24 protein-coding genes, 3 tRNA genes and 1 pseudogene are annotated in these 25747 nt (G+C 66.9%); 13 read left to right on the plus strand and 15 right to left on the minus strand.

Features of this window, described 5'->3' with window-relative positions; genetic code table 11:
* Window positions 1–148 precede the first annotated feature (148 nt).
* Complete coding sequence (locus tag ABJD39_RS08840) at window positions 149–607, plus strand: deoxyuridine 5'-triphosphate nucleotidohydrolase (protein ID WP_348607254.1); 459 nt, start codon at window positions 149–151, stop codon at window positions 605–607.
* A 187-nt stretch (window positions 608–794) separates the two neighbouring features.
* Here the strand turns inward: ABJD39_RS08840 and ABJD39_RS08845 are convergent.
* Window positions 795–902 (minus strand) — tRNA-Lys (locus ABJD39_RS08845).
* A gap of 110 nt (window positions 903–1012) precedes the next feature.
* Here ABJD39_RS08845 and ABJD39_RS08850 point away from each other — a divergent pair.
* Window positions 1013–2314: a M20/M25/M40 family metallo-hydrolase gene (locus ABJD39_RS08850; RefSeq protein ID WP_348607257.1), complete on the plus strand. Its 1302-nt coding sequence runs from the start codon at window positions 1013–1015 to the stop codon at window positions 2312–2314.
* Between the two features lie 38 nt (window positions 2315–2352).
* Here ABJD39_RS08850 and ABJD39_RS08855 read toward each other — a convergent pair whose 3' ends face one another.
* A complete protein-coding gene (locus ABJD39_RS08855; RefSeq protein ID WP_348607260.1) occupies window positions 2353–3048 on the minus strand; it encodes a DUF7119 family protein in 696 nt (231 codons plus the stop codon).
* A 208-nt stretch (window positions 3049–3256) separates the two neighbouring features.
* On the opposite strand from ABJD39_RS08855, the gene ABJD39_RS08860 reads away from it, so the two are divergent.
* Both ABJD39_RS08860 and ABJD39_RS08865 read left to right on the plus strand, forming a co-directional pair.
* Entirely contained in the window at window positions 3257–3886 is a 630-nt protein-coding gene (locus ABJD39_RS08860) for a non-canonical purine NTP pyrophosphatase (protein WP_348607263.1), read from the plus strand.
* An 86-nt stretch (window positions 3887–3972) separates the two neighbouring features.
* Window positions 3973–4695 carry a hypothetical protein gene (locus ABJD39_RS08865; RefSeq protein ID WP_348607266.1) on the plus strand — a complete coding sequence of 241 codons (723 nt, stop codon included), beginning with the start codon at window positions 3973–3975 and terminating at the stop codon, window positions 4693–4695.
* Window positions 4696–4735: 40 nt separating this feature from the next.
* Here ABJD39_RS08865 and ABJD39_RS08870 read toward each other — a convergent pair whose 3' ends face one another.
* From ABJD39_RS08870 to ABJD39_RS08890, 5 genes are all read right to left on the minus strand, one after another.
* Window positions 4736–4996 (minus strand): hypothetical protein, encoded by a 261-nt coding sequence (locus ABJD39_RS08870; RefSeq protein ID WP_348607269.1) that lies wholly within the window; start codon window positions 4994–4996, stop codon window positions 4736–4738.
* A gap of 109 nt (window positions 4997–5105) precedes the next feature.
* On the minus strand, window positions 5106–5450 hold the full coding sequence (locus tag ABJD39_RS08875) for a hypothetical protein (protein WP_348607272.1): 345 nt from the start codon (window positions 5448–5450) through the stop codon (window positions 5106–5108).
* Window positions 5451–5743: 293 nt separating this feature from the next.
* On the minus strand, window positions 5744–7798 hold the full coding sequence (locus tag ABJD39_RS08880) for a tetratricopeptide repeat protein (protein ID WP_348607275.1): 2055 nt from the start codon (window positions 7796–7798) through the stop codon (window positions 5744–5746).
* Between the two features lie 546 nt (window positions 7799–8344).
* On the minus strand, window positions 8345–9487 hold the full coding sequence (locus ABJD39_RS08885; RefSeq protein ID WP_348607278.1) for a tyrosine-type recombinase/integrase: 1143 nt from the start codon (window positions 9485–9487) through the stop codon (window positions 8345–8347).
* A 149-nt stretch (window positions 9488–9636) separates the two neighbouring features.
* A tRNA-Gly gene (locus tag ABJD39_RS08890) sits at window positions 9637–9707 on the minus strand.
* Between the two features lie 234 nt (window positions 9708–9941).
* Here ABJD39_RS08890 and ABJD39_RS08895 point away from each other — a divergent pair.
* Together ABJD39_RS08895 and ABJD39_RS08900 are read left to right on the plus strand one after the other, a co-directional pair.
* On the plus strand, window positions 9942–10775 hold the full coding sequence (locus ABJD39_RS08895; protein ID WP_348607281.1) for an NAD+ synthase: 834 nt from the start codon (window positions 9942–9944) through the stop codon (window positions 10773–10775).
* Window positions 10776–10873: 98 nt separating this feature from the next.
* Window positions 10874–12232, plus strand: a complete 1359-nt coding sequence (locus ABJD39_RS08900) for a hypothetical protein (RefSeq protein ID WP_348607284.1) — start codon at window positions 10874–10876, stop codon at window positions 12230–12232.
* A 35-nt stretch (window positions 12233–12267) separates the two neighbouring features.
* On the opposite strand, the gene ABJD39_RS08905 is transcribed toward ABJD39_RS08900, so the two are convergent.
* Complete coding sequence (locus tag ABJD39_RS08905; RefSeq protein WP_348607287.1) at window positions 12268–12852, minus strand: DUF3105 domain-containing protein; 585 nt, start codon at window positions 12850–12852, stop codon at window positions 12268–12270.
* A 45-nt stretch (window positions 12853–12897) separates the two neighbouring features.
* Window positions 12898–13578, minus strand: coding sequence for an enoyl-CoA hydratase/isomerase family protein (locus ABJD39_RS08910; protein WP_348607290.1), 681 nt, complete (start codon window positions 13576–13578; stop codon window positions 12898–12900).
* 60 nt (window positions 13579–13638) lie between these two features.
* On the opposite strand from ABJD39_RS08910, the gene ABJD39_RS08915 reads away from it, so the two are divergent.
* Window positions 13639–14304, plus strand: coding sequence for a DUF7114 family protein (locus ABJD39_RS08915; RefSeq protein WP_348607293.1), 666 nt, complete (start codon window positions 13639–13641; stop codon window positions 14302–14304).
* Window positions 14305–14420: 116 nt separating this feature from the next.
* Window positions 14421–14492: transfer RNA gene (locus ABJD39_RS08920), tRNA-Thr, on the plus strand.
* Between the two features lie 56 nt (window positions 14493–14548).
* Here ABJD39_RS08920 and ABJD39_RS08925 read toward each other — a convergent pair.
* From ABJD39_RS08925 to ABJD39_RS08945, 5 genes and pseudogenes are all read right to left on the minus strand, one after another.
* A complete protein-coding gene (locus ABJD39_RS08925; protein WP_348607296.1) occupies window positions 14549–16315 on the minus strand; it encodes a histidine kinase N-terminal 7TM domain-containing protein in 1767 nt (588 codons plus the stop codon).
* 12 nt (window positions 16316–16327) lie between these two features.
* Window positions 16328–17263: a UbiA family prenyltransferase gene (locus ABJD39_RS08930; RefSeq protein ID WP_348607299.1), complete on the minus strand. Its 936-nt coding sequence runs from the start codon at window positions 17261–17263 to the stop codon at window positions 16328–16330.
* A 378-nt stretch (window positions 17264–17641) separates the two neighbouring features.
* Complete coding sequence (locus tag ABJD39_RS08935; protein ID WP_348607302.1) at window positions 17642–18295, minus strand: VOC family protein; 654 nt, start codon at window positions 18293–18295, stop codon at window positions 17642–17644.
* Window positions 18296–18456: 161 nt separating this feature from the next.
* Window positions 18457–18828 (minus strand): annotated as a pseudogene (locus ABJD39_RS08940) (cupin domain-containing protein); the annotation flags it as partial.
* 38 nt (window positions 18829–18866) lie between these two features.
* Window positions 18867–19475: a metal-dependent hydrolase gene (locus ABJD39_RS08945; protein ID WP_348607305.1), complete on the minus strand. Its 609-nt coding sequence runs from the start codon at window positions 19473–19475 to the stop codon at window positions 18867–18869.
* 156 nt (window positions 19476–19631) lie between these two features.
* Here ABJD39_RS08945 and ABJD39_RS08950 point away from each other — a divergent pair, with 156 nt between their 5' ends.
* A complete protein-coding gene (locus tag ABJD39_RS08950; protein WP_348607309.1) occupies window positions 19632–20288 on the plus strand; it encodes a potassium channel family protein in 657 nt (218 codons plus the stop codon).
* Between the two features lie 391 nt (window positions 20289–20679).
* Window positions 20680–21561 (plus strand): dihydrodipicolinate synthase family protein, encoded by an 882-nt coding sequence (locus tag ABJD39_RS08955; protein WP_348607312.1) that lies wholly within the window; start codon window positions 20680–20682, stop codon window positions 21559–21561.
* Between the two features lie 17 nt (window positions 21562–21578).
* On the opposite strand, the gene ABJD39_RS08960 is transcribed toward ABJD39_RS08955, so the two are convergent.
* The gene (locus ABJD39_RS08960) at window positions 21579–22352 is read right to left on the minus strand and encodes a TOBE domain-containing protein (protein WP_348607315.1); all 774 of its coding nucleotides are present in this window, start codon (window positions 22350–22352) and stop codon (window positions 21579–21581) included.
* A gap of 169 nt (window positions 22353–22521) precedes the next feature.
* On the opposite strand from ABJD39_RS08960, the gene ABJD39_RS08965 reads away from it, so the two are divergent.
* Genes ABJD39_RS08965 through ABJD39_RS08975 form a run of 3 tightly spaced genes read left to right on the plus strand, consistent with a single transcriptional unit; the run spans window position 22522 to window position 25724 of the window.
* Entirely contained in the window at window positions 22522–23643 is a 1122-nt protein-coding gene (locus ABJD39_RS08965; protein ID WP_348607318.1) for an extracellular solute-binding protein, read from the plus strand.
* Between the two features lie 51 nt (window positions 23644–23694).
* Window positions 23695–24675, plus strand: coding sequence for an ABC transporter permease (locus tag ABJD39_RS08970; RefSeq protein WP_348607320.1), 981 nt, complete (start codon window positions 23695–23697; stop codon window positions 24673–24675).
* Complete coding sequence (locus tag ABJD39_RS08975) at window positions 24675–25724, plus strand: ABC transporter ATP-binding protein (protein WP_348607323.1); 1050 nt, start codon at window positions 24675–24677, stop codon at window positions 25722–25724. The genes ABJD39_RS08970 and ABJD39_RS08975 overlap by 1 nt, the downstream gene beginning before the upstream one ends.
* The last annotated feature ends 23 nt before the right edge of the window (window positions 25725–25747 follow it).

Below are 25747 nucleotides of genomic sequence, written 5' to 3' on the forward strand. Positions count from 1 at the left end.
GGTAATTTTTGCACAGTCGACGCGAGTATTGCCTCGTATTCCGTTCGAATGATCCGTTGACGGACCCGTTTGTGGACAACCGCATCCGCGTCTTACCGGTCGGTTGCCGACCGGCGGGCTTTTCGGTCGGCCTGTCTCTCCCTCGGGTATGTTCGAATCGGGCGCGGCCGTCGCCGACCACGTCGACCCCGTCGACGACGACCAGATCCAGCCGAACGGCGTCGACTTGACCGTCGACGCGCTGTACGAGCAGGCCGAACCGGGCCGGATCACCCGCGACGGGAAGCGTGTGGGTGATCGGACCGAGATCGATCCAGCGGACGGTCTGTACCGGCTCGACCCCGGCGCGTACGTCCTGCAGTACGGCGAGCGCCTGCAGATCCCGGACGATCACGTCGGCTTCGTCTACCCGCGGTCGACGCTGCTTCGAAACTCCTGCATGCTGAACACCGCGGTGTGGGACGCCGGGTACGAGGGTCGCGGCGAGGGGATGCTTCAGGTCGGCCACCGGATCGAGATCGAACCGGGCGCCCGCGTGGCGCAGTTCGTCCTCGCTGCCGCCGACCACGAGGGACACTACGACGGCACGTACCACGGGGAGGGGTGAGATCGCGGCGCTCCAGACTCTCCGAGTCGTTCACTGCTCCTCTGACGCTCGCAGGAATAGCGGGCTGGGAGGGGTTCGAACCACGCCGCCGGCTCGCTCCGCTCGCCGTCGTCTACTTCGAATCCCTCGGACGCCGTCCGTGCGCCGCGGCTCCTCGCTTCGCTCGTCGTGGTGCGGCGCACAGAAGCGGGCTGGGAGGGATTCGAACCCCCGACCGTCCGGTGACTTCCCCGCACGCACGCGCCGTCCGAACGGGTTAAAAGCCGGACGCTCTCCCTAACTGAGCTACCAGCCCTCGTCCGGTCTTACTGTCGTGCGCGCATAAGCGTTTACGAATCCGACGCCGGCGCCGACCCGACCGCCGCCACCCACACGCCCTTGCCGCCGGCCGTCGATCGACACCCCATGACCGTTCCGGACCTGCGGGACCTCACGACGCAACTGTGTTCGTTCGAGACGACAGACGGCGCCGAGGCTGCCGCCGCCGAGTGGCTCTGCGACCGCCTCGCGGACGCCGGCTTCGAGACGCACACGTGGGAGGCCGACCCCCATCGACTCGCGGAACATCCCTCGTTCCCGGACGACCCCGCCGACATCGACGCCGCTGGGCGTCCGAGCGTCGCGGGGGTCCTCGAGTTCGGCGACCCCGACGCCGGCCGAACGATCGTGCTCAACGGCCACCTCGACGTGGTGCCCGCGGACGACGACCTCTGGACGAGCGACCCGTTCGACCCCGTGTGGGGCGAGGCCGACGACGGCGCTGAGACGCTCACCTGCCGCGGCGCCGTCGACATGAAAGCCGCCGTCGCCGCCTGCGTCCACGCCGCCATCGACCTCCGCGAGGCGGTCGACGCCGGCGATCTCGACCTCGATGGCCGGGTCGTCGTCGAGGCGGTCGCCGGGGAGGAGGAGGGTGGTCTCGGCGCGGCCGCGGCGGCGCTCGACTCGCCGTACCCGTTCGACCGCGACGCCGCCCTCGTCGCCGAGCCGACGAAGCTCCGCGCCGTCACCGCGACGGAGGGAACCGTGATGAAGCGCCTGCGGATCGCGGGCCGGAGCGCCCACGCCGCGACGCGGTGGAACGGCGTCGACACGCTTCCGCTGTTCGAGCGGATCAGGCGGGCGTTCATGGAACTGGAGGCCGAGCGGTGCGAGCGCGTCACTCACCCGCTGTACGAGGCGTTCGATGTCCCGTGGCCCATCGTCTGCGGTCGGGTCGACGCGGGATCGTGGGCGTCGACCGTGCCGGGGACGCTGACCGCCGAGTGGCGGATCGGGGTCGCGCCCGGCGAGACGGTCGACGAGGTGGACGCGGAGTTCGAGACGCGACTCGCCGAGGTGGTCGCGGACGACGACTGGCTCTCCGAGCACCCGCCGGAGTTCGACCGCTTCTCGATCATGTTCGAGCCCGCGGAGATCGACGCCGAGGAGCCGGTCGTCCGGTCGTTGCAGGCGGCGATGACCGACGCCGGGCTGTCCGACACCGCTCCCGCGGGGGCGACGTACGGTGCGGACAACCGGCACTACATTGCCGCCGGGGTTCCGACGGTCGTGTTCGGTCCCGGGAGCATCGACCAGGCGCATTTCCCCGACGAGACGATCCGCTGGGCGGACGTGGAGACTGCCCGAGAGGTGATCCGCGACACCGCCGTTCGATTCCTCGGCGTCGACGATATCGACGGCACTGTTGGTGTGAACGGGTCATAAAGCGACGTTCCGCGACAGCTCGGATGTCCCGGAGATACTCAGGCGTCTCGGTGCTCGTCGAGCGCGGCGGCGACCACGTCGCCCGGGTCCCGGTTCTCCAGCGACGCGCGGTCCCGAAGCCACCGATAGACATCGGGTGGCAGGTCGATACTGAGCTCGCCGGGGCGGGCGCCTTCGGCTCGAAGGGCCGCTTCCGGCGAGGTGCCGTCGTTGATCGCGCTGGCCGCACGGCGCACCTCGCGGACGGTGAGATCCGCATCGAGCACGGCCCACGCGAGGTCGAAGCGCGCGTCGCCGGCGACGCGCGCGATGTGCTTGGCGGCAGTCGGCGCGATGTGCCCGCGGGCGACGTGCCGGCGGATCGACTCGGGGAGGTCGTGCACGCGCGCCCACTTGCGGATGAACGACACCTGGACGCCGTCGCCGGCGGCCTCGGCGGCGGCCTTGTACGACCCGTGCCCGCGCACGAGCGCGGCGCAGGCGGCTGCCCCGCGCAACATGACGACGTTGTCGTCGCCGGCGACGGCCTCGGTGGCGAACCGTCGGACGGTGTCGGCCGCCCGCTCGAGGCTTTCGGGGTCGTCGGGATCGAAGCGTGCGGCCCGTTCGGCGCGCTCGCCGGTGACGGCCGGATCGCCGCGGACGACCGGCTCGCCCACCTCCGCCTCGCGGTCGGCCGGACGCCACTGCGATTCGGCCCGCTCGCGGGCGCTGTCGGGCCGTTCGTCACTCATTGCGGACAGGTGCGTTCCGGCAGGCCAAAAGGCTCTCGGGGGTGGTGCATCTCGCCGTCATCTGTGACGTGGAAGTCCCCGTCGTCCCGCTTTTCCGGGTCGATATCTTCTCCGGGCCGCCCGATCCGCGCCGCCCCTCGGCTCGCCACCGTGATGGCATCGCCGGCGACATCGACGCGGCTTTGCCCGGGCCGCTCCGAGCGCGGGTATGCTCCGCTACGTCACGACGAACCCGGGAAAGGTCCGCGAGGCCCGCGAGTACCTCGGCGACGAGGTATCGCAACTCGACTTCGACTACACCGAGATCCAGGCCGCCGATCTCGCGCCGATCGCCGCCCGTGGCGCCCGCGAGGCGTACCGCCACGCCGACGAGCCCGTCCTCGTCGACGACGCCGGGCTGTTCGTCCGCGGGTTCGACGGGTTTCCCGGCCCCTACTCCGCGTACGCCGAGGACACGCTCGGCGTCGAGGCCGTCCGACGGCTCGTCGACGCCGAGCTCGACGACCGCCGCGCCGAGTTTCGCTGCGTGCTCGCGTACTGCGACGGCGAGTCGTTCGACGCCAGCCCCGACCCCGTCGACCGCGACGAGCGCGTCGCCGCGGCCGCAACCGGGGCCGAGCGCGACGACGAGGAGACCGAGCCGCTTCCGGTGAAGCTGTTCGAGGGGGTCGTCCGCGGCGAGATCGTCGAGGCGCGCGGCGACGGCGGCTTCGGCTACGACCCGATCTTCGAGTACGACGGGTCGACGCTCGCCGAGATGGACGCCGCCGAGAAGAACGCGATCTCCCACCGCGGGCGGGCGTTAGAGAAGTTCGGGGAGTGGTTCGTCGAGCGGTAGCGAGGCGAACTACGGAAGACAAGCGAGGCGACATGATCGGGGTTGCGAGCGCCGACGCTAAGCCGTCGCCGCCGCAACGCGATCGCATGCCCCGCGCGGTCGCTATCAACGTCGCCGCCAACACGAACCTCCCGGGTCGCCGCGGGCCGGTGTACCCGGACGGCTCGTTCGTCTACGTCCCGATCCCCGAGCGCGAACCGACCGCCGAACCGGTCGCCACCTACGTCGATCTCGACCTCGCGGCGTACGTTCCCGGCGACGCGGTCGACCTGCCCGTTCATCTCGACCCGGAGTTCGCGGGCGCGCTCGGTCGAGAGGCGTTCACCTACGGCGATCCGCACGGCGTGAAGGCCGGTCCGCTCTCCCGGCTGGAACCGGGCGACTGGCTCCTATTCTACGCAACGTTGACCGTCCACGGCGAGAACGACGACCGCGCCGAGTGGCTCCCGCCGGAGTGGGGCTGCTTTCTGATCGGGGAGTTCCGCGTCGCGGAGGTCCTCACCGGCGACGACTACCGCGAGGGCGACGCCGCGACCCGGGACCGGTTCGCCTCGAACGCCCACGTCCACCGGGAGTCGTTCGACGCGGCCGTGCTCGTGCGCGGCGACTCCGACGGGTCGGAGCTGTTCGAGCGAGCGGTCCCGCTGTCGACCCCCGCCGGCGGCGCCGACGCGAACCGGCTGGTCACCGACCTCTCGAACGACTCCGGGAAGGGGCCGTGGTGGCGGCGTGTCCTCCGCTACGACGCCGACGCGACCGCGACGCTGCGCGATCGGATCGATACGGACCCGGCCGACTGGCCTGCGTAACCGGAACCGGTTGTTCCGGTGGGCTCGCTGGCGACGATCGCTACCCGATCACGCTGTGGTGGTAGGCCCATCCCCACACGAAGGTGAGGGCGACGAGGAGCCCCGCGGCGGCCACGCCCGCGACCGTGTCCGTCGCGCTCGCCACGCCGACTTGGTCGGCGAGCTGGACCCCCGCCGCGTTGGCGTACGCGACGAGGTCACGCGCGCTCACGAGGTGCTTCAGGACGTCCTTCAGGTACGAGGCGGACACCATCGCCGCCAGCGCGGCGATGGCGTGGGAGGCTCCGGTTCGATGGGCCATACGTCGCTGTGGTCGCGACGGGATGATATATGTTGGCGCCGGTGAAGGAGCTCGGCGACCGACCTCGCGGGCGCTCGCTCGCCGGCCCCGTCGGTCGGCGCGGACGGGCCTACGGGCGGATGTACGCCCAGCCGTCGTCTTGCAGCCGAGTGAGTTCGCCGACGCCGGAGGACGCTGCCTCGACGCCCTCGGGGAGTTCGTTCAGCGTCGCCGCCGCCCCCCGGAGCGCGTTCGAGCAGACCCGGAACGTCGTCTCGGCTTCGTCGCCGGCGGCGAGGACGGCCTCGACGCGCTCGTGGCCGTCGCTGTCGGCCGCCGCGTCGATGACCGCGGGATCGTCGACCACGACCGCGACGGCGCGCACGTCGAGCGTGTCGTCGGCGAGGAGGTTGGTCACCTTCGCGTCGGCGTGCGAGAGCTGATCGACCGTGGAGACGTGGAAGACGGTTCGCATATCCGGCGTTACGTCCGGCGGCGCCGTGGCTGTTTCGTTCGAGCGTCGGGAGAATGCGCCGTCCGGGAATTGAACCCGGGCTATTAGCTTGGGAAGCTAATGTCATAATTGGCGACATTTTTCAGCATTTACCAGCAACAAATTCTGCTATCTTGCTCAGATAGCCCTTGGAATTATGTAACACTTGCTGTACTTATAAATGACAATGCCAGTTATGCTATAGGGCCGTGCGCCCCCCATTGTACCACTAATTTCAGCCGGATCATTCCGACAGCGGTATCTGCTTTACAGATTTAACCGATCAAATTTCGATACCGTTTAAACGACTGTATTGCTTCTTCTAAATTACCCGACTCTAATTGAATTTGAGAGAGCTTCAATAGGATAGAATTAGTTCGAGCAACTTCTCCAGTAAGAGATTCCTCTAATACTTCTGTCCCCTTATTGTGGAGACCATCTGCTCTATATGATTCCGCTAATAGTTCTGCAATATCCGTATTTTTGCCTCCAAGGGCCAATCCCATTCTATAATAGACTCTTGCCGATTGATTCTGTTCACGTTCAGAGTAAATTAGACCAATATTCCTCCATGCAGGATAGAATAGTGGATATACTTCAATCGACTCTTTAAGTAACTCCTCGGCCTTGTCCAGTTTCCCTTGTTCAAACGCTCTTTGAGATTGCTTGAAAAGTGTCATCTCATCCTCCAATACAAATTCATAAGATAAAATGTCTAATTTTGAAGATAGCTGATTGACTTGTTCCTTAAGATGCTCTTTCGCTTCTGGATAATCGTCAAGAAGAATTACTTTTGTTAGGAAACCAGTTGGTACCCAAGTAAGATTACACCTGAACCAAATTGAATCCTCATTTTCTTCAAAAAATTCACCTACTTTCCATTTCAAAATAGTTTCCCACTCACCACTTTCTACCGTGATTTCACCAGTTCTGTGGATTGTCTGCCATTGGATTAGTCCTTCTTCTCCCTTTTCAGGGAGTGCGTCATGAATAAAGTCAAACTTCGTAATGAATCGGTAGTCAAATTCAGATTCACTGAAACCTTGGCTAATAATCTCGCTATATACCGCTTGACGAGGAGATCTGCTTCTGCTCGGTTGGAAGTTATCTATATCTAACACGCCTTGGTCAGCAGCGTAATATTTCAGGAAAAGTCTGTCAAATATCTCGCCAGAAAACTCAAGACCGTTGTCTGATTTCTCAACTATTCCAAGACCTTCTAATTGGTCTAATAGTCTTCTCCGATTTTGCTTCCTTGATTCTATATCCTGTCTCGACAACTCGGAGATGTCTTTTAATAAAGAATAGCGAACCAGCCACTCCTCTGACACTCCCGTGATTTCCAAAAGATAAACGAGTAATCGAAGTTGCTCATCGGACAGTTGCTCAATCTTATCAAACAATCTTTCCTGCTTTGAACCACGAATAGATTCAAGGCTCTCGACAACATCCGATAAAATATCCGAACCAATTGTTATTGAGTCAGACCCGAGCTGATACTCTTTATACATATAATGGGCGACTAATTTAATCTCGTACGGGTGACCGCCAGTGATGCGATGAATATCGCTTATACTGTCTTGGTCAAACGCAGATTTCTCAGAGTCTGACAGAGGTTTAAGAAGAGATTCCTTCGTAAATTGCTGTTCTTCAAATTCAGATAGTTCTATTGTTGTGAATGACTGACCCAACGGAGCTATACTCTTCGGTATCGCCTCTGCCAACTCATTCCCCGACAAAATCATAAAGAATCCTTCTACGTTATTTATTATGGAATATAATTTTCTGAAGAGAATCCGATTCTCTATGAGTAAATCCGCTTCATCAATAAATATAGCAATCGCGGGAGATTCTACCCTCCCGTGGATCTCTTTGAGATCATCAATTATCTGTTTCCTCGGCAGATCAGACGCACTTTCTGAACCAGATTTAATTCTAAAATACGTAGAGCTATAACCAATTGAAACCTCTTCTTCTGCACCAGTTATAGCTTCTTTGAATGAATCTAACCAACTTTCCTCTATATATTCTTGTTTAGCTCCTTGAGAAAGGATCTCCTCAAATAAACCTCTATAAAATTCTAATTCGTCAACAGTATTTAGTTGCCCTATTGGTATATCAACTTGCATTAATCCAAGATCTTCAGCGATGTTCTGACCAATATTCATCAAACTACTTTTGCCAATCCCACGTTCGCCTGTGATAGATATGTTGAATAAATTACCAGAGGTTGCTTCGTTGAGATAGTATTCTATCTCATTGACGCTCTCTTCACGGTCAGCTAACTCTGGTCTTTCAGTAACAGGCTCTTGATAATTATACGGATTCACATTTCACACCCTCTGTGTGCTATCGGTCATCTTACCAATTAACTCATTTGTTTGCTCAACTTAGGTTATTGAAGCCACTGCTATCAGAAGAAGATGAGAGTGAAGAATTCACCAGATCTACTCTACAGCTGACGACCGGATTTTTAAGTTTGAGTGCAGATAGTTCATCCTCGTCGTCACGCTCTTGTAGCGAAGTTGCTCTTTCGCTCAACATCTGCGCACCTTTCTTCGGCTGAGTCAGATGCAGCGAGAGACGACTATGTGCTACCGAACGGAAAAGCGGCATCTACGAGAAGTGTTCTACAAGCCGCTATTGACTACCCAACTCCCACAATTGATGCCGGGGAAACACCCCACAAACGTTAGAAGATCGCCTTCGAGCTGACGGTGGGGCAATTATCGAGAAGTCACCCTCCTTCTATGAAGCGGAACCCGACGAGTGTGACTGCGACGATCTACACGGCGACTTCCCCTGTGCTGACTGCTACATGGATGGGAAGAAGGAACTCCCCGAGTAGAGAAGAATACAGCCGAAGCCTGCTTATTTCACCACTTGGAATCGGCTTTTTCCGCCCGGGTTTCGCTATCAGAGTGAACGTAGCGCTCCGTCGTTTCGATACTCGCATGACGTAGCTGTTCCTTCGCGTTGTGGATTCCTTCCTCATTCGCCCATAGTGTCGCCACACCACGTCGGATGGAGTACCACGTTAGCTTGCGATTCCGCGCTTCGATCTCCGCCTCCTCTATGAGCTTGGGCAGGTAGTCGTTCAGCGATTGGGTAGTGTAGGTGTTCCCGTACTTCGTAAGCCACAGCTCGTCGCGTCCGTCGTACTTCTTCAGAGAATCCCGCTCATTGAGCCAGCGTTCAAGAGCGCTAACTGCCCGACTGGACAGTCCAACCTCCCACGTCTTGTCTCCCTTGGTCGCTTCCTCCTTTGGGATCACAAGCTCTCCGTCTTGGAGGTTGACCCAATTGACCTTTGCGCGTCCCACCTCTATGGGTCGAAGCCCGGCGTCACAACTCACGGCGACGATCGAGGGGTATTTCCATGAGTTTGCTTTCTTGAAGTCCTCGGGTCCGACCTCTTCTTTCGGTTTTTCGAACCGCTGAGAGAGATGGATTTTCAGACGGCGGCGCTCCTTCGGCGTCATGTTCTGGTTGTTGTACGACTTGAACGCGGAGAGATCGACAGCAGCTTGGTAGATCTTCCCGAGTTCGTACTTCTTGAAGTAGTGGCGGCTCATCGATTCCCCGGAGTCGCCTGTGATCACGTCGGGTTTCCAGCTGTAGTCCCTCCCTTTCACTCGATTGGCGAATTTAAACAACCGCTTCAGAGACTTCTGATATTTCGCCAGTTCACTATCGGGCTTGTTCAGTCGAACAAGAACCTTCATGAGTTCGTCCGCGTCGTCGGGAGTGAACTCGACGGTCGCTTCTGCTGTCTGCTCCCACTTCCAGCGGTAGGCGTGATCAATCCGGTAGTGTGTCGCGCGTGCGGTTTCCTCGGCGTACCCCTTTCCTTCGTCTGGAGTCTTGCCTTCGCGGATCAGCCAGGTGATTAGGTTGTCTTTGAAGTCCTCGTAGTTCTCTGCGTAGAGGGGCGCGTAGTCTTCAAGAGCGTCGGCTGTTCCCTTGGCTATCGGCTCGAACTCGTACTCAACTTCTTCCGGCTCGTTGGTATCGAACATGGCTGTTTTCTTGTAGGGGCCATGACACGAGCGGATAATCGCAAGAGGGCGTCGGGTTTTGATCATGCTGTGTTACACAATGGTCGCTCCTCTTGAGTTTCAGGGAATTTTTTGCGTAAAATGCCGAAAACAGGCGCGTTAGCGCCGTATGCGCCGTCCGGGAATTGAACCCGGGCTATTAGCTTGGGAAGCTAATGTCCTACCACTGGACCAACGGCGCGCTCGTTCGTTCCACTCACTCGCGCCCCGAGGCTCGCGATTCCTCCGGAATCGCTCACCAACGGCGCTCGTCTGCTCGGGATCTCCGACCAGCGGGGCGCTCGTGTGTATTACGCCCTTTCCCATCGCAACACTTCAACTAATCGGTCGCAGGCGTCGCCGCGGAACTGGACGCGCGTCCACGATCCGCGGACACGAGGGAGCTATTTGTCCGATGCCGACCTACCCGGAGGCGATGAGCGAATCCGTCCTGCTGGACGAGGAATCGACTCCGTTGGATCTGCGCTTCTCCGACGCCGAACTCGACCGGGTGCACGGGCACGTCACCGACTTCATCGCCGAACAGGTCGACACTGCGGGCGCCGAGGGGGCAGTGCTGGGCCTGTCCGGCGGGATCGACTCGACGACGGTCGCGTACCTCGCGGTCGACGCCCTCGGCGCCGAGAACCTCCGCGGGCTGGTGATGCCGGGGTCGGTCAACACCGACGAGAACATGAGCGACGCCGAACGCGTCGCCGAGGAGCTCGGCATCGAGTACGACGTGATCGAGATCGAACCCATCGCCGAGGCGTTCTACGACGCGCTCCCGGAGGCGGCCGACGAGAAGATGGCCGAGAGCAACGTCCGCGTGCGCGCCCGGGCCGTCTGCAACTACTTCGCCGCCAACGCCGACGGCCGCCTCGTGCTCGGGACGGGCAACCGCAGCGAAGCGCTCACGGGCTACTTCACGAAGTACGGCGACGGTGCCGTCGACTGCAACCCCCTCGGGAACCTCTACAAACAGCAGGTTCGCCAACTCGCCGCCCACGCCGGCGTCCCCCGTGACCTCGTGATGAAGACGCCCTCGGCGGAGATGTGGACCGGCCAGACCGACGAGGAGGAACTGGGGCTCGATTACGACACGCTCGATGCGGTGCTCGCGCTCCACGTCGACGGGCCGCTGTCGACGGCGGCCACCGTCCGCGCGCTCGACGTGACTCCCGAGGAGGTCGTCCGCGTCGAGGAGCTGTACGAGTCCTCGAAGCACAAGCGCGCGATGCCGCCCGCGCCCGCCGAGCTGACGCTGTAGCGCCGCCGGACGCGTCCGGGTCGCGTCGGTCTCCTCCTGCCCTCGACCGCCCGATAGCCGGGAGAAAAGATTTACCGCCGGGAGGGGACCTCCCGGGCGTGTCCCGCTTCCGTCCTCCCTCCCTCCGTACAGCCGTCGCGATCGCCCTGGCGACCCTGTTCGTCGCCGGCGGCGCCGCCCTCCCGGCGCTCGCCAGCCCGGCCCCGGTTTCGGGGTGTCCGCCGTGCGACGACGGGTTCGTCCACGCCGCCGCGGAGCACGACCTCGACACCGCCGTCGCCGAGAGCGAGGCGACCGTCCGCGTCCACCGCAACGACTCCGCGACGTGGCGGGTCCGCGTCGTCCCGGCGAACGAGTCCGCGCTGAACCGCCTCGCCGAGAACGAGTCGCTCGCCCGCGCCGTCGCCGGCGACAGCTTCGGCGTCCGCTACGGCGGCGGGATCGACCACCGGCTCCTCGGGGCCGACGTGCGGGACGGCGCGTTCCTGATCCGGTATCGCACGCTCGGCGTCGTCGAGGAGGGCCCGCTCGGAACGAACCTGCTGACCTACTTCCGCGACGACCCCGGCGCGTACATCTACACGGACTTGGGTGCGGACGAACTGACCGTCGTCGGTCCCGAGGGAACGAGCGTCGCCCGCGGCTTCGGCGAGGTCGACGGCCGCCGGATGACCGCGACCGCGCTCCCGGACGTGCGCGACGGCCCGTTCGTCGTCTTCGCCCCGGCGGGAACGCCCGCCTCCGGGATCGTCGGGACGCTCGCGGTTCTGGAGGCACTCGCCGGCGTCCTCGCCCGCAACTTCCTCGCGTTCGTCCTCGTTCCCGGCGGCGTCGCGGTCGGCGGACTGGTCGCGCTCCGTCGGATCGCGGATCCCGCTCACGACCGCGACCCGTGGCGTCTCGGCGCGGGCGTCGCCGTCGGCGGCGCGGCCGTCCTCGTCGCGACGCTCGTCGCCGAGAGCGGCGCACTGCCTGAGGTGACGGGGAACCTCCTCCTCGGCGTCGCCGTCGGAACCGTCCTGCTCGGACTCGGCGGGGCCGTCGCCGTCCCCGCGGCACGGCGGGCGCTCACTGTCCGTCGGCTGCTGGGCGTCAGCGTCGTCCTCGCGGCGCTTGTCGCCACGGGCGGCCCTCGCGCGCTCGGCGGCGACTTCCACGTCACACTCACGATGGGCGGGGCGCTCCTGCCGGCGGTCGCGGCGATCGGGCGTGCTGACGCGGGCGGGGGCGACGGTACCCGAACACTCGCCGGGCTGGCGGTCGCGCTGTTCGTGGCGCTCCTCGCGCTTGCCCCGCTGACGGCGCTGGGCGGGACGCTGTTCCTGATCGCTCCCGTTCTGCTGACGCTCGCGGCCGGCGCGTTCGTCCTCGTGGCGGTCCCGCTGTACCTCCTCGGCGGGGCCAGCGTTGGGGCGGACCAGGGGGTGTCGACCTCGGAGCGTCGGGCCCCGGCGTGAGCGGCCGCGTTACCGAACCGTGTTGCCGAACTGCGTTACCGAACCGCGTTCTCGGGGCCGCGCCCGATGTACTCGGCGGCGAACGCCCGCACCACGTCGGCGTCGTACTCGTCCATCCGGAGGAGGTGCTGCCACGCGGTGAGCGTGTACGGCGTCTCCGGATCGTCGTACGGGTACGGCATCGCGACGAAGCTCTTCCAGGTGCCGGTGTGGTCGTTCGCCCACGACTGGAGGTTCGACCGGGCCTCGTCGGTCAGCGCGTTCGGCGCGTAGTACGCGACGATCGCGCCGTGTTCGAGCGTGTGGACGATGTCGCCCATCGACTGTAGCTCCTCGTAGAACCCCGCCTCGATGACGCCGCTGTAGTGGGGCCCGGAGGTCGGCGGTCGTGTGCTGTAGTCGACCTCGGTACCGCGCTGAACGTGTTGGTTCCCCTGGTTGGGGAACGACTCCACGTCCGCGAGCAGTTCCGAGTCACCGTTCTCGGGCAGCGAGGTCTCACCGCCGCCGCCGCCCCCGAGGCAGCCGGCGAGCGCGGCGATCGCGCCGGAGCCGACGACGCCGAGCGTCCGGCGTCTGGAGAGCGAGGATCGTTCCGCGAAGTCGTGTCCGTCGGTCATACCCGAGATACACGGCCGCGAGGATTCAACTGTTGTGGTGCCGGGTCACTCGCCGAACTGCTCGCCGTGGAGTCGCGCGAACGCCTCGCGCTCGTCGGGCGCCGTCTCGGCGCCGCGGGCGCCCGCACGAACGAGCCGCTTCACGGCCGAGAGCGCCTCGGGATCGTTGTCGGCGACCTCCCGCGCGACGGTCGACGGGTCCGAGACGACCCGAGAGACGAGGCCCATTCGCCGCGCCTCCTCGGCGTCGACGACCCGCGCGGAGCAGGCGATGTCGAGGGCGACGCCCTCGCCGACGACGCGCGGGAGCCGGGCGGTGCCGCCCCACGCGCCGAACAGCCCGAAGGAGACGCCCGTCTCGGCGAACGTCGCCTCGGGGGTCGCGACCCGGAGGTCGCACGCGAGCGCCAACTCCACGCCGCCGCCGCGGGCCGCCCCGTCGACGGCGGCGATCACGACCGCGTCGGCCGACTCGATCGCGTCGGCGACGCGCTGCCCGTGTCCCGCGAACGCGGCGGGATCGTCGAGCGATTCGACCACGCCGAGGTCGGCGCCGGCACAGAAGGCGGAGCCGGCGCCCCGGAGCAGCACCACCGGCTCGTCGGCCTCGACGACGGCTCGCTCCAGCGCGTCGAGACTATCCGGCGTGAGAGCGTTTCGGGCCTCGGGGCGGTCGATCGTCACGGTCCGGTACTCCCCGTCGGCGGCCCGTTCGGCGCGGATCACGGGACGGAGTAGCCCCCCGTTTCCAAAGGTCTTTGCGTGTGCCCGGCCTATCGAGCGTCGATGGATGACGCCGTGCGGACTCGGGCCGCCGCGGAGCGGGCGGTCGGCGACGTCGAGCCGGCGGCGCTCCGGAGCGCGCTGACCGACCGCTTCGACGACGCGGAGATGACGCCCGGAGCGCTCACGCTCGTATCGGCCCGCGCACTCGACCCCGATGTCGACCTGTCAGGCATCGAGGAACACGCCGCCGGCGTCCAGCTCATTTACGAGGGGCTGCGACTCACTCGCGAGCTCTCACAGACGGAGCCGTGGGCGGGCGTCGACCTCGACGCGATCGGCGACATCGACGCCGACCTCGACGTGCTCGCGGCGGACGTGTCCGTCTCGCGTGGCTTCTATCTCCTCGCCAGGACGGCCGCCGCGGGGAAGGCCGTCGAGACGGTCCGGGCGTTCGGTCGCGACCAGACGCTCCGGCGCGACGCGGGCGCCGACGGCGCGGCGGCGCTGGACCGTAACCTGGAGGCTGACGTGTTCGAGCTCGCGGTCGTCGCCGGCACGGCCGCCGTCGGCGCGTCGGCGCCCGCGGACCTGCTGTCGTACGCCGCCGAGCTCGCCGCCGGCGACGACGACCGCATGCCCGCCGTGGGCGCGCTTCCCGACTCGACGGGAGACCGCATCGCCGCCCTCGCCGACGAGGACCGCGTGGCGTCGTCGGCCGACTCGTGACGGAGGCCCGGACAGGGCGCCACTTCGCCCGTCCGGTCGTCGTCCCGTGATACCGCCTGTCTGTGACGGGGCCCAATCGTAACGCATAAAGACGGCTCCCGGCTATCCGTAACCGCGCCTGGGTAGCTTAGCGGTAAAGCGCGTCCTTGGTAAGGACGAGAGCGCGGGTTCAAATCCCGCCCTAGGCTTCCTTCGTTCTCACACCGCCAGCCGCTGTGCTGTCCCTACATCGTCGGCGACGCCGTCACTCCTCCGGCACGATCCGCGGGACACGCACCGTCACCACGGTGCCGCCGCCCTCGCGGTCGTCGATCGTCAAGTCGCCGTCGGCCATCTCGGTTCCCCAGGCGATGAGCCACAGGCCGAGGCCGCTGCCGTGTTCCAGCGGCGTCTCGTTCCCCCGTTCGAGGGCGGCCCGTTCGTGGTCGCTGATACCCGGCCCGTTGTCGGCGACGCTGATCTCGACCGTCTCGTCGGTGCAGGTCGCCCGCACACCCACCCACGGGTCGGCCGCGTCGTTGTGTTCGGCGGCGTTCTCGACGACGTTCTTCACGACCGAGGTGAGCACCGGGGAGACCGCGATCTCCGTGCCGTCCGCGCAGCCGTCGCTCTGACCGAACTCGAGGTCGATCGCGACGGACGGGTGTTCCTCGCGGACCGCTTCGATGGACTCCCGGATCACTGCCGTCAGCGTTAGCGACCGCTCGGACTGGCGGCCCCGCTCGAAGATGTCGATGACGTCGCGGGCCTTGTCGCTGATCGCCTCGATCCGCATCGCACCCTCCTTCACCGCCTCGACGTGCCCGTTCTCTACGTCCATGAGGTCCGCGTTCCCGTAGATGAGGTTCGTCTCCGTGCGGATGTTGTGCCGGAGCACGCGGTTGAGCACCTCGAGGCGCTGCTGGCGTCGGAGGTGGTCGCTCACGTCGTGAAAGGAGATGACGCCGCCCAGCGAGCGGCCGTGGAAGTCCGCGACCGCCGTCACCGTCGCGTCGTACTGCCGGCTCTGGAGCCCGTCGCCGAGCGTGAGATGGCGGGAGGCACGCCCCTCTTCCGGCAGGTGCTCGTACCGGGGGATCACCTCGGCCGCCGGGTTCCCCAGCGCGTCTCGTGGGTCGACGTCGAGAACCTCCGCAGCCTGCTCGTTCATGTCGACGACGTAGTCGTGTCGGTCGACGACGACGGCGCCCTCGCGCATGCGCTCGAACACCAGTCGTCGCGCGCGGTGGTTCGCCGACGGGCTCGTCCCGAGCAGGCGAAACCGGGTGATCGCGCCGAGGTACGCGACGCCCGACACCGCGAAGAACACCGGCGTCGGGTCGAGGCTCGGAACCGGAACCGCGCCGGCCAGAAACAACACGTTGCTCGTCCACGGCGCGAGCGTCCCGACGAGCAGTCCGAGGCTCTGGCCGCGGAACGGGAGCGTGTCGCTGCGGACCAGCCCCAGCAGCGGGATCGATCCGAACAGCCCGAGCAGGTAGGTGTAGCCGGTGACGACCCAGTACCAGGGGCCGCCGACCCGGTGAAGTACCGTCCGTCCGGCCTCGGTGACGAGTTCCGTGTCGAGATACAGCAGATGGTGGTACGGGTCGGTTGCCGCGAGCGCGACCGTGACGACCGGAACGACCGACAACAGCGCGATGTACCGCGGACGGACGTAGTGATCGCGCCCCGTGTACTCCAGCGCGAACAGGAGCCACGCGACCGGGATCACCACGACCCCCAGCCACTGGATATCGGAGTAGAACACCTTCCCTGCGAGGGTTCCGGCGCGGTGTTCGAGGACGAAGAACACCGACCACCACACCTGCCCGGCCAGCATGGCCGTCAACGGAACCGCACCGGGTTCCTGTCGCTCGCGCCACGCGAGGAGCGCGGCGGTCGTCCCTACGACGACGGTGAGCAACATCACCGCCGTCAGCGTTCCGGGCGGGAGCACGTACCCTCCTGCTGTGGGGAGCACCGTAATAAATTCCGTCGTCACGCGGTCCGCGACGATCTGATAGATCACGCGACGGCCCGCTTACACCAGCAGCAGCGGACCGACCAGCGCGGTCGCGACGACGAGGTACTCACACTCCGATGCCAGCGCGAGGGCGTCGTTGTCCACGCGACCGAGCAGCCCCGTGACGACCAGCGAGTACGCCAGTCCGACGCCGAGCGCGACCGCGAATCCGGCCCGCAGCACGCCGGCGGAGACCGCCGCAGCGACGAGACCGACGGTGAGCAGGTCGACGCCGTACAGCGCCCGCCGCGTCGCCGGGACGCCGAACGCGACCGGCAGCGTCGCCACGTCGATCGCGCGGTCGGCCTCGATGTCGCCGACGTTCGGGATCTCGGTGTCGACGAACGACCGAAGCAGGAAGTACGCGAACACGACTGCCGTCGCCGGGGTGACCGCCGCGTCGGTGAACGCGACCGGGAGCGCGGTCAGCGTCGTCGCCCACGCGAGCGCGACGACGAGGGAGTTGACGACGAGCACCTGCTTCAACCGGCGGAGCTTCGGGGCGACGCTCGGAACCCAGTTGGCGGCGTACGCCACCCAGAACAGGCCGGGAAGCAGCGTCACGGCCAGCGCGACGGGGCCGCCGAGCACGGAGATCGCGACCGCGAGGCCGTACGCCATCGACGCTAGCACGTACAGGGTGTCGCGATGCCGCCGGACGAACGCCGACCGATCGGGGTCGGAAACGGCGTCCGTGTCCACGTCGGCGACCCGGTCGTTCGTGTACACCGCGAACGTCACCAGTCCGACGACCACGGGCGCCGGATTCGGCGGCAGCGACAGCAACACCATGGCGATCGCCACCTCGGCCATCGCGATCGCCGCCAGATACGCGGAACTGTACACGAGCGCGTTCCCGGCACGCTCCCCGTACGTGGTTAGCAGTTCGACGATCCGACCCGTCCGCCCGGTCGCGCCGCGTCTGTCCGACGCGTAGTTGGATTCGTGGGGCATGTGTGTGTGGTGGACCGACCGACGGCGACCCGCCGGGGTACCCTGGCGGTACCACTCCGCCGATCACATAAATATTCTGTCGAATATGACACTGATTTGAGCTAACTTGGTGTGTATAAAATCGGCGGCGATAACTGTATTTCTTAAATGTCCGTCGATCCCGGCGGTCCACGTGCGCTCGCGGCCAGTCGTTCGACTCGCAGCGAGCGTGTCGGTTGGGCCGCATCGGTTGGCTCGCGTCGTCCACGATGGGGTCGGCTGACCCGTCGCTCGTCGGTCGAGACCTGACAGTCGGCGTTGGTCGACACGTGCTGAACGAACGGTGCGTTCGTGAGTTGCTGCGTCAGCGGATCGTCAGCGTGGCGGGCCGCCGGGTGGCTATCCCTCGAATCCGGTCCCCGTCGCGGCGTCGGGGACCTCGTTTTTCTCCACGTCGAGTCCGAGTTCCTCGATGGCCGCCTCCATGTGCTCGTCGTCGACGTAGCTCGCGCCGGCGGCGACGCGCTTCGACTGGGCCAGCGCCATCACCTCGCCGCGGCGGTCGTCGGGCAGTTCGTACTTGTCGACGACGAGTTCGATGGTGAGGCCGTTGTGGTCGCGGGTGTACAGCGAGTGGAACGCGCCGCGATCGAACTCGCTGTAGCGGTGGCCGTGCTCCGAGAGCGCCGCCTTGATCTCGGGCAGTTCCTCGGCTTCGATCGAGAACGCGAGGTGATGGACCGCACCGACGCCGGGGCGCTGTCCGGGGGCGTTCTCGCGGTCCTCCTCGACGAAGAACGTGATGATACGGCCGTCGCCGCTGTCGAAGAACAGGTGCGTCACCTGCGGCGCGTCGAGGTTCGGCTGGCGCATCACCAGCGGCATCCCGAGCACGTCGCGGTAGAACGCCACCGTCTCCTCCTCGTTGCTCCCGATGAGCGTGATGTGGTCGGTCCCCGTCGTCCGCAGCACGCTGTCGTCGGGGCGCTCGGCCGTCACGGGGATGTCTGACTGGTCGGCCGGTACCTCGGTGTCGCCGTCGTCGGTTGCCATACACCGAGTACGGTCGCCGGCCACTTAGCCGATCGCTGACGTCGATGTTACCGGGTCGTCTGGCGGTTGTCGCCCTCGACGTCACCTTCCCCCTCGACGTCACCTCCCACCTCGACGCCGTCTCCTCCCCCCACGCCGATCCGTCCCCGGCTCACGCCCGACTCCAGTTCCGTCACGTCGTTCGTCCGGTCGTCGCCCGTGTCGCCGGCGTCGCCGGTGTTCTCGGTGCCGGACGGCTCGAACAGCGCCACCTCGGCCTCCTCGTGCGCCACCGGCCGGTGCTCGACGCCCGCGGGAACGACGAGTAGCTCGCCGGGCGACAGGGTCTCCGTCGGGGCGTCTCGGAACTCGATGTCCAGCGGGCCGCCCTCGATCACCCAGAACAGCTCGTCTGCGTCGGGGTGGCTGTGCCAGACGAACTCGCCGTCGAGGCGGGCGAGCTTCAGCGCCTGTCCGTTCAACTCGGCGGCGAGGCGCGGCGACCACGGCTCCTCGATCGAGTCGAAGCCGTCCGCGAGAGACACCTTCTCCATGTCGGTTCCTCGATGCCGCCCGAACAAAAGCCGTCGGCCTACCGCAGGTCCTCGATGAACGTCTCCGGAACGGCCGCGAGCACGGGGGCGGGCGCGACCGCGACGAGGCGCTCGCCGGCGTCGACGAGCACCCGGCGCACGAGTGCGTACCCTGCCGAGACGACCACGAGCGCGGCCACCGCCAACTGGGGTGTCCCGTCAAGCATCGCCAGCGACGGAAGCGCGAGCGCGACCCCGACGAGGAAATCCTCCGGAGCGCCGTCGTAGCGGATCCACCGACGCGGGGGGTGCCACCTCCCGCGCACGTGTTCGTACACCGCCCGGTTCCCCGTGGCCTCCCACGGGCGAAGCGTGAGATCCCCCCCGAAGACGTCCGAGACGGCATGAACCGCGGCCGCGACGAGAAACACCGCGAGCGACAGCGTCGCCGGCGACGGGGCGACCGCGGCGGCGACGACGGCGAGCACGGCGGCGACACTGCCGTACCCCGGGAAATGCAGATCCTTCCGGTGGTTGCCCGCCAAGTCAAGGTCGGGCGCGAGCCCGCCCAGCGCTCCCGCGAGGACGACCGGTCCGGCCTCCGGTACGAGCGCCAGCGTCCCGAGCCCGACGATCACGCCCGCGAGGACGTGGGTCGTCGCCATCATAGCCACACGGAGGCGACGGAGCCTCAAAAGCGAGACGTGTCCCGTGCTACCGCGGCAGACCTCGCGGCGCGCAGCGTCCTCGGTCCCCGCGGCGCCATCGACACCGGCACCGATATCGGCGACAGCGCTATGTGGCATGACGTACCATACCACGCTATGGATATCGTCATCGTGGGGTACGGCCGGGTCGGCGCCCGCACCGCGCGGGTGCTCGACGAGGAGGGGCACGACGTGACCGTCGTCGACAACGATCACACGAAAGTCGAGCGTGCGCGCGCTCGCGGGCTCCGAGTCATCGAGGGAAACGGCTCGAATCCGGCGGTGCTCACCGAGGCCGGCGTCGCCGACGCCGATGGGCTCGGCGCGATCACCGGCGATCCGAAACTGAACTTCGAGATCTGCATGGAGGCGCGGGAGCTGGGCGACTGTCGAACCGTGATGCGCGTCTCCGAGGACTTCCACGAGGAGATCTACGACGAGTTCGAGCGCGCCGTCGACGAGATCATCTACCCGGAGCGCCTCGGCGCCGCCGGCGCGAAAACCGCCATGCTCGGCGGCAACTTCAACGCCATCAGCGATCTCACCGAGCGGCTCCAACTCGTGACGATCGCGGTCGAGGACGACTCCCCCGTGATCGGCGCGCACGTCAACGAACTCACCGTCGACGGCGGCCGCGTGTACGCACACGGCCGCACCAGAGAGCCGCTGACGATCCCGTTGCCCGGCACCACCGTCGAGGCCGGCGACCGGCTCGCCGTGCTCGCCGAGACCGAGCGCGTCGTCGACGTGCGCGCGGCGCTGCTCGGGGCGTGACCGGCGACGCGGCCGCCGCCCTGGGCGTGACGTAGGACGCCGGCGCGGCTCAGCGGCCGGTGGATCGCTCGTGGGGAAAGAGGCAGGGCGAGGCCCTGGCAGGCGATAGTCGGGGGTCCACGCGCCTGCGACGTGGATACGGGGTGAGCGTGTGCGGCGCTCGGATCGGACACACCGTCGCGATCCGAGTCGCGGTCGACGACCGAGGATCGACGGACGGTCTCGCGCCCGTTCGCCGGGTCCGACTCTCCCAGTATAAAGCCACGTCAGACGGAAGCGGTCCGTCAGACGCCCGGACGACTCGATTTCGGCGGATCCGCCGTGCTCGTCGATCGCACCCGTCCGTCGATCGACGGGAACGCTCTTGATGCGGGCTGTCGAGCCACCCCGTATGCACGGAACCGGACCGCCGCTCGTCACGCCGTTCGACGCCGACGGAGATCTCGACGAGGCCGCCCTGCGCGAACTCGTCGGCTGGGTCGAAGCCCGCGGGGTCGACTTCCTCGTCCCCTGCGGGTCGAACAGCGAGGCCGAACTCATGACCGCCGTGGAGCGCGCCCGCACGATCGAGGTCGTCGCCGACGAGGCGTCCGTCCCGGTGCTCGCGGGCACGGGTAGCCCCGGAAAGCGGGAGACGCTGGCGGCGACCGAGTCCGCCGCCGTCGCCGGCGCCGACGCCGCGCTCGTCGTGACGCCGTTCTACTACGGCCACGATCAGGAGACGCTGGAGACGTACTACCGCGAGGTCGCCGACGAGTCGCCGGTCCCGGTGTACCTCTACTCGGTGCCCGTGTTCACCGACACGGGCCTGGATCCGGAGACGGTCGGCCGGCTCGCCGCCCATCCGAACGTCGCGGGCATGAAGGACTCCTCCGGGGACATCGCGGCGTTCCAGCGGATCCGCGAGCGCACCGCCGACGCGGACTTCGAGCTCATGGTCGGCTCCGGGGGCGTGCTCGGGCAGGCGCTCGCGGCCGGCGGAACCGGCGGCGTGCTCGCGCTCGCCAACATCGCGCCGGAGGCGACGACCGCGATCTACGGGGCCCACGAGGCCGGCGACGCCGAGCGCGCCCGCGAACTCACCGCCGCGTGCGTCGACCTCAACCACGCGGTCACCGGCGAGTACGGCATCCCCGGCCTGAAGTACGCGATGCGCCGGCGGGGGGCGCCGGCGGGACACGCCCGCTCGCCCCACCGCTCGATCGACGAGGAGGCACGGGCGGCGCTCGACGCCCACCTCGACGAGTTCGAGGCACTTCGCGCCGATCTCTGAGGGTCGTTCCGAACCCGCTACGTTTCCCGTCCGTCCGCGTCGCCGGCGGCGTCAGCGCGGGTCGCCCGCGTCGCCGTCGCCTTGAACGAAGCGACCACTTCCCTGCCCTCGCGCAGGCCGAGGCGGTCGGCGCTGTCCACCGTCACCAGAGCCGCGAGGGACTCCTCGGCGCCGACGTCGACCCGGACCTCGACGACGGCGTCCCCGCGGTCGACCGCGCTGGCGACGCCCGGAAATCGGTTTCTCGCGCTGGTCGCGTCCGCCGACGGCGTCTCGCCGGGGTCGTGCAGCGTCACGGCGTCGGCGCGGACGCTCGCCTGTACGCGGTCCCCCGCCGCCGGATCCGGGTCGCCGACCGCGAGCGCCCGCAGCGACCCGGCGTCGGTGTCGACGACCGCGAGTTCGCCGTCCCGCTCCGCGACGACGCCCTCGAACACGGACTCGGCGGCGCCGGCCGTCCCCGCGAGGGCGGCGGTGAGGCGGTCGAACCGCGCGAGCAGCGCCCGCGCGCCCTGCGTCAGTCTGCTTCCCCCGCCGTCGGCGCCGCCGCGGCGTCGCTCGACCAGGTCGCCGAAGGCGCTCTCCAGCGTCTCCAGCCGCGAGAGCGCCCGCGCCCGGGAGCGACCGAGGTTCGCCGCGGCGCCGCTGACGGACCCGGCGGCGGCGATGGCCCGCAACAGCGCGGCGTCGCGCCCGTCGAACGTCGCGCCGTCGGCGACGAGGCTCGCCTCGAACCCCGCCGCGCCGCCGCCGGCGGACCCGTCCCCGTCGCTCCCGTCGTTCGCTTGCATCGCCGGTGGCTTCGGCGACCCGGCGGAAAACCGTTGCGCGCGGCGGCTCCCTCGCGGATCTCGCCGCCGACGTACTCCGAAACCGAAACCAGTTCCAGTACCCCGGATTCCCGGCATCGAAGTAACTGGTACCCACAACTATTTGTGGCTCCCGACGATCGTTGTTTCTGTGTCGAAACAACGCGGCGGTCGGAACGGCCCGACGGACAGGCGATCGTTCCTGACGGCGGCGGGCGCGACCGCGGCGGCGTTCGGCCTCGCCGGCTGTATAGCCGGCGGTAGCGGTGTCGGCTCCGGAGGGTCGACCGAGACGCCCGTCGAGGACGGTATGGACACCGAGGGCAACGGCGGCGACACCACGACGACGTCCTCGGGGACGGACCTGGAGGACTCCATGACGATCTTCCACGCGGGCTCGCTCGCGCCGCCGTTCTCGGAGGCCGAGCCGATGTTCGAGGAGGAATACGGCGTCGACGTGACCCGCGAGGCCCAGGGGTCGGTCGCCTCCACCCAGAAGATCACCCAGCAGGGTCGCTCGGCTGACGTGCTCGGCACCTCCGACTTCCGGCTCGTCCGCGACCGCGTGCTCCCCGAGTTCGGCGACTGGTACGCCATCTTCACGACGAACTCGATGTCGATTCAGTACCGCGAGGACTCCCCCGGCGCCGACGAGATCTCGGCGGGCAACTGGTGGGAGATCCTCGCTCGCGACGGGATCACCATCGGCCACTCCGACCCGGCGGTCGACCCCGGCGGGTACCGCGCGGTGATGACCCAGCAGCTCGGCGCCGAGGAGTTCGAGGGCGAGCGGCTGTACGACGACGCCACTTACCGGCAGCTGCGCGAGAACTCGGTCGTCCCGACGGGCACCGAGACGAACCTGGAGGCCCAACTGGAGTCGGGCGAACTGGACTACGTGTTCTACTACCAGTCGATCTCCGCGAGTTCGGGGCTGCCGTACGTGGACCTCCAGCCGGAGGTCGACCTCTCGCGGGCGACGAGCGCGTACGCCGAACACTACGCGAAGGCGGAGGTCGAGACCGGCTCGGGAACGTTCACCGGCGCGCCTATCGCGTACGGGATCACGGCTCCGAGCGTCGCCGAGTCACCCGCCGCGGGCGCGAAGTGGGTCGAGTACTTCGCGACCGACCCCGGGCGCTCCGTCCTCGAAGAACTGGGACTCGTCCCCGTCGACCCGATCGTCGTCCCCGCCGGCAGCGAGGACGCCGTTCCGGAGAACGTCATGTCGGTCGCGAGCGCCCAGGAGACGCTCGGTCCGCTTGAGCTGTAACGCGGTCGCCGACGGAAGATAGTTCAATGACTCCCACCGAGAGACCCTGTAATGGCGACGGGTGCTGAGACCGACCCCGGACTGGAGCGCCTCGGCCGCGCGCCGATGGTCGTCGCGTTCGCGGCCGTGCAACTGGCGGCGTTCGCGGCCGCCTACACGTCGGGGAGCCCGACGCTGTATGCGTACTTCGTCGTCGGCAGCGTCGCCGTCGCGGCCTACGCGCTCGACGGGAGTGCGTTCGTCGTCGGCGCCGCAACGCTCGCCAGCGTTCTGCTCGTCGCGCTCGGGCTCCCGCTGGCGCTGTTCGTCGCCAGACAGCAACCGGGACTGATCGTCGAGAAGGCGCTAAACCCCGATGTCCATCGTGTGCTGTATTTGGGCGTGTACGGCCCGCTGTTGGCGGCGCTCGCGAGCCTGCTCTTCGGCGTCCCGCTCGCGCGTCTGCTCGCGGACGGGTTCCCGGGTCAGCAGGTGGTCGAGAGCCTCGTCGACCTCCCGCTGGTCGTCCCGCACTCGGTCGCCGGGATCATCGTCCTGTTCGGCTTCGGTGAGGGAGGCGCGTTCCCGTCGGTGTCGGTGCTCGGCACGATGACGGGGATGGTGCTGGCGATGGCGTTCGTCTCGGCGCCGTACGCGGTCAACGCCGCCCGCGAGGCGTTCGAGTCCATCGACGACCGACTGGAGTACGCCTCGCGGATACACGGCGCCTCCCGGTTCCAGACGTTCCGGCGCGTCACCGCGCCGCTCGCGGTCCGCGGGATGGTTACCGGCGGCGTGCTCGCGTGGGCGCGGGCCGTCTCCGAGTTCGGGGCGGTCGCGGTCGTCGCCTACACCGTCGAGTTCTTCTACCTCCCGGCGGGGGGGTCCGTCCGCGCCCAGCACGCGCCCGTGTTCGTCTACAACACGTACCTCCAGGGCGGTCTGGAGGAGAGCGGCGCGGTCGCGTTCCTCCTGCTGGCGGTGTCGGCGATCATCTTCCTGATCGTACGGTACCTGACCAACGACAGCACGACGACCGGGGGTGTCGTTTGATGCGGCTGTCGGCCGACATCACCGCCACCTTCACCGCCGACGGCGCCGACGCGTTCGTCGTCGACGCCGCAGTCGAGGTCGAGCGCGGCGAGAGCCTCGTCGTGCTCGGCCCCAGCGGGAGCGGGAAGACCCTTCTGCTGGAGACGGTCGCCGGGTTTCACGGCCACGACGGCGCCGTCTCGCTCGACGGCGAGGCGATCCACGACCGGGACCCGGAGGACCGCGGCTTCGGCTTCGTCTTCCAGGACTACGCGCTGTTCCCGCACCTCACCGTCGCCGAGAACGCCGCCTACGGCACCCGCTACCGCGACGACCACGACGACCCGGACGCGCTCCTCGCCGAGTTGGGGGTCGCAGACCTCGCCGACCGCCACCCGCCGACGCTGTCGGGCGGGGAGAAACAACGCGTCGCGCTGGCGCGCGCGCTTGCGGTCCGCCCGGACGTGATGCTGCTGGACGAGCCGCTCGCGGCGCTGGACGTGCCGACGCGACAGGCGCTGCGCGACGACCTCGCCGCGGTCCTCGACGATGTGACGGCGGTGTACGTCACGCACAATCGGACGACCGCTCGCGCCGTTGCCGACCGGATCGCCGTGATGCGTGACGGTCGGATCGTCCAGACCGGGACGCCGGAAGCCGTGTTCGAGCGTCCCGCCTCCCCGATGGTCGCGGCGTTCACCGGATCGAACGTCGTCGCCGCCGACGCTCTTCGCGGCACCGTCGACCTGCCGGACGACGCCGTGACGGCGGCCGTCCGGCCGGAACACGTCGGGCTCGTCGACGGCGACAACGCCGCTGACGGCGGCCTCGCGGGCGAAGTCGCGCGCACGCTCCGCGAGGACGCCGCTCACCGCGTCGTCGTCGACCTGGACGCCGATCTCTCCGATGGAGGCTCTTCCGCCCCCGAGCCTCCGGTCGGCGCCGTCGCCGACGGCGGCGGTACTCGCCTCTCGCTGTTCGTCGCCGACGACCCGCCGGCGCCGGGCGAGCGCGTCCGGCTGTCGGTGCCCCCCGAGCGCGTGACGCTGTACACTGCCGAAACGGCGTAATTGGAAGTAGTTACGCTATCTCG

This window comes from Halobaculum rarum (genome assembly GCF_040025155.1).
In the GTDB taxonomy this organism is placed as follows: Archaea; Halobacteriota; Halobacteria; order Halobacteriales; family Haloferacaceae; genus Halobaculum; species Halobaculum rarum.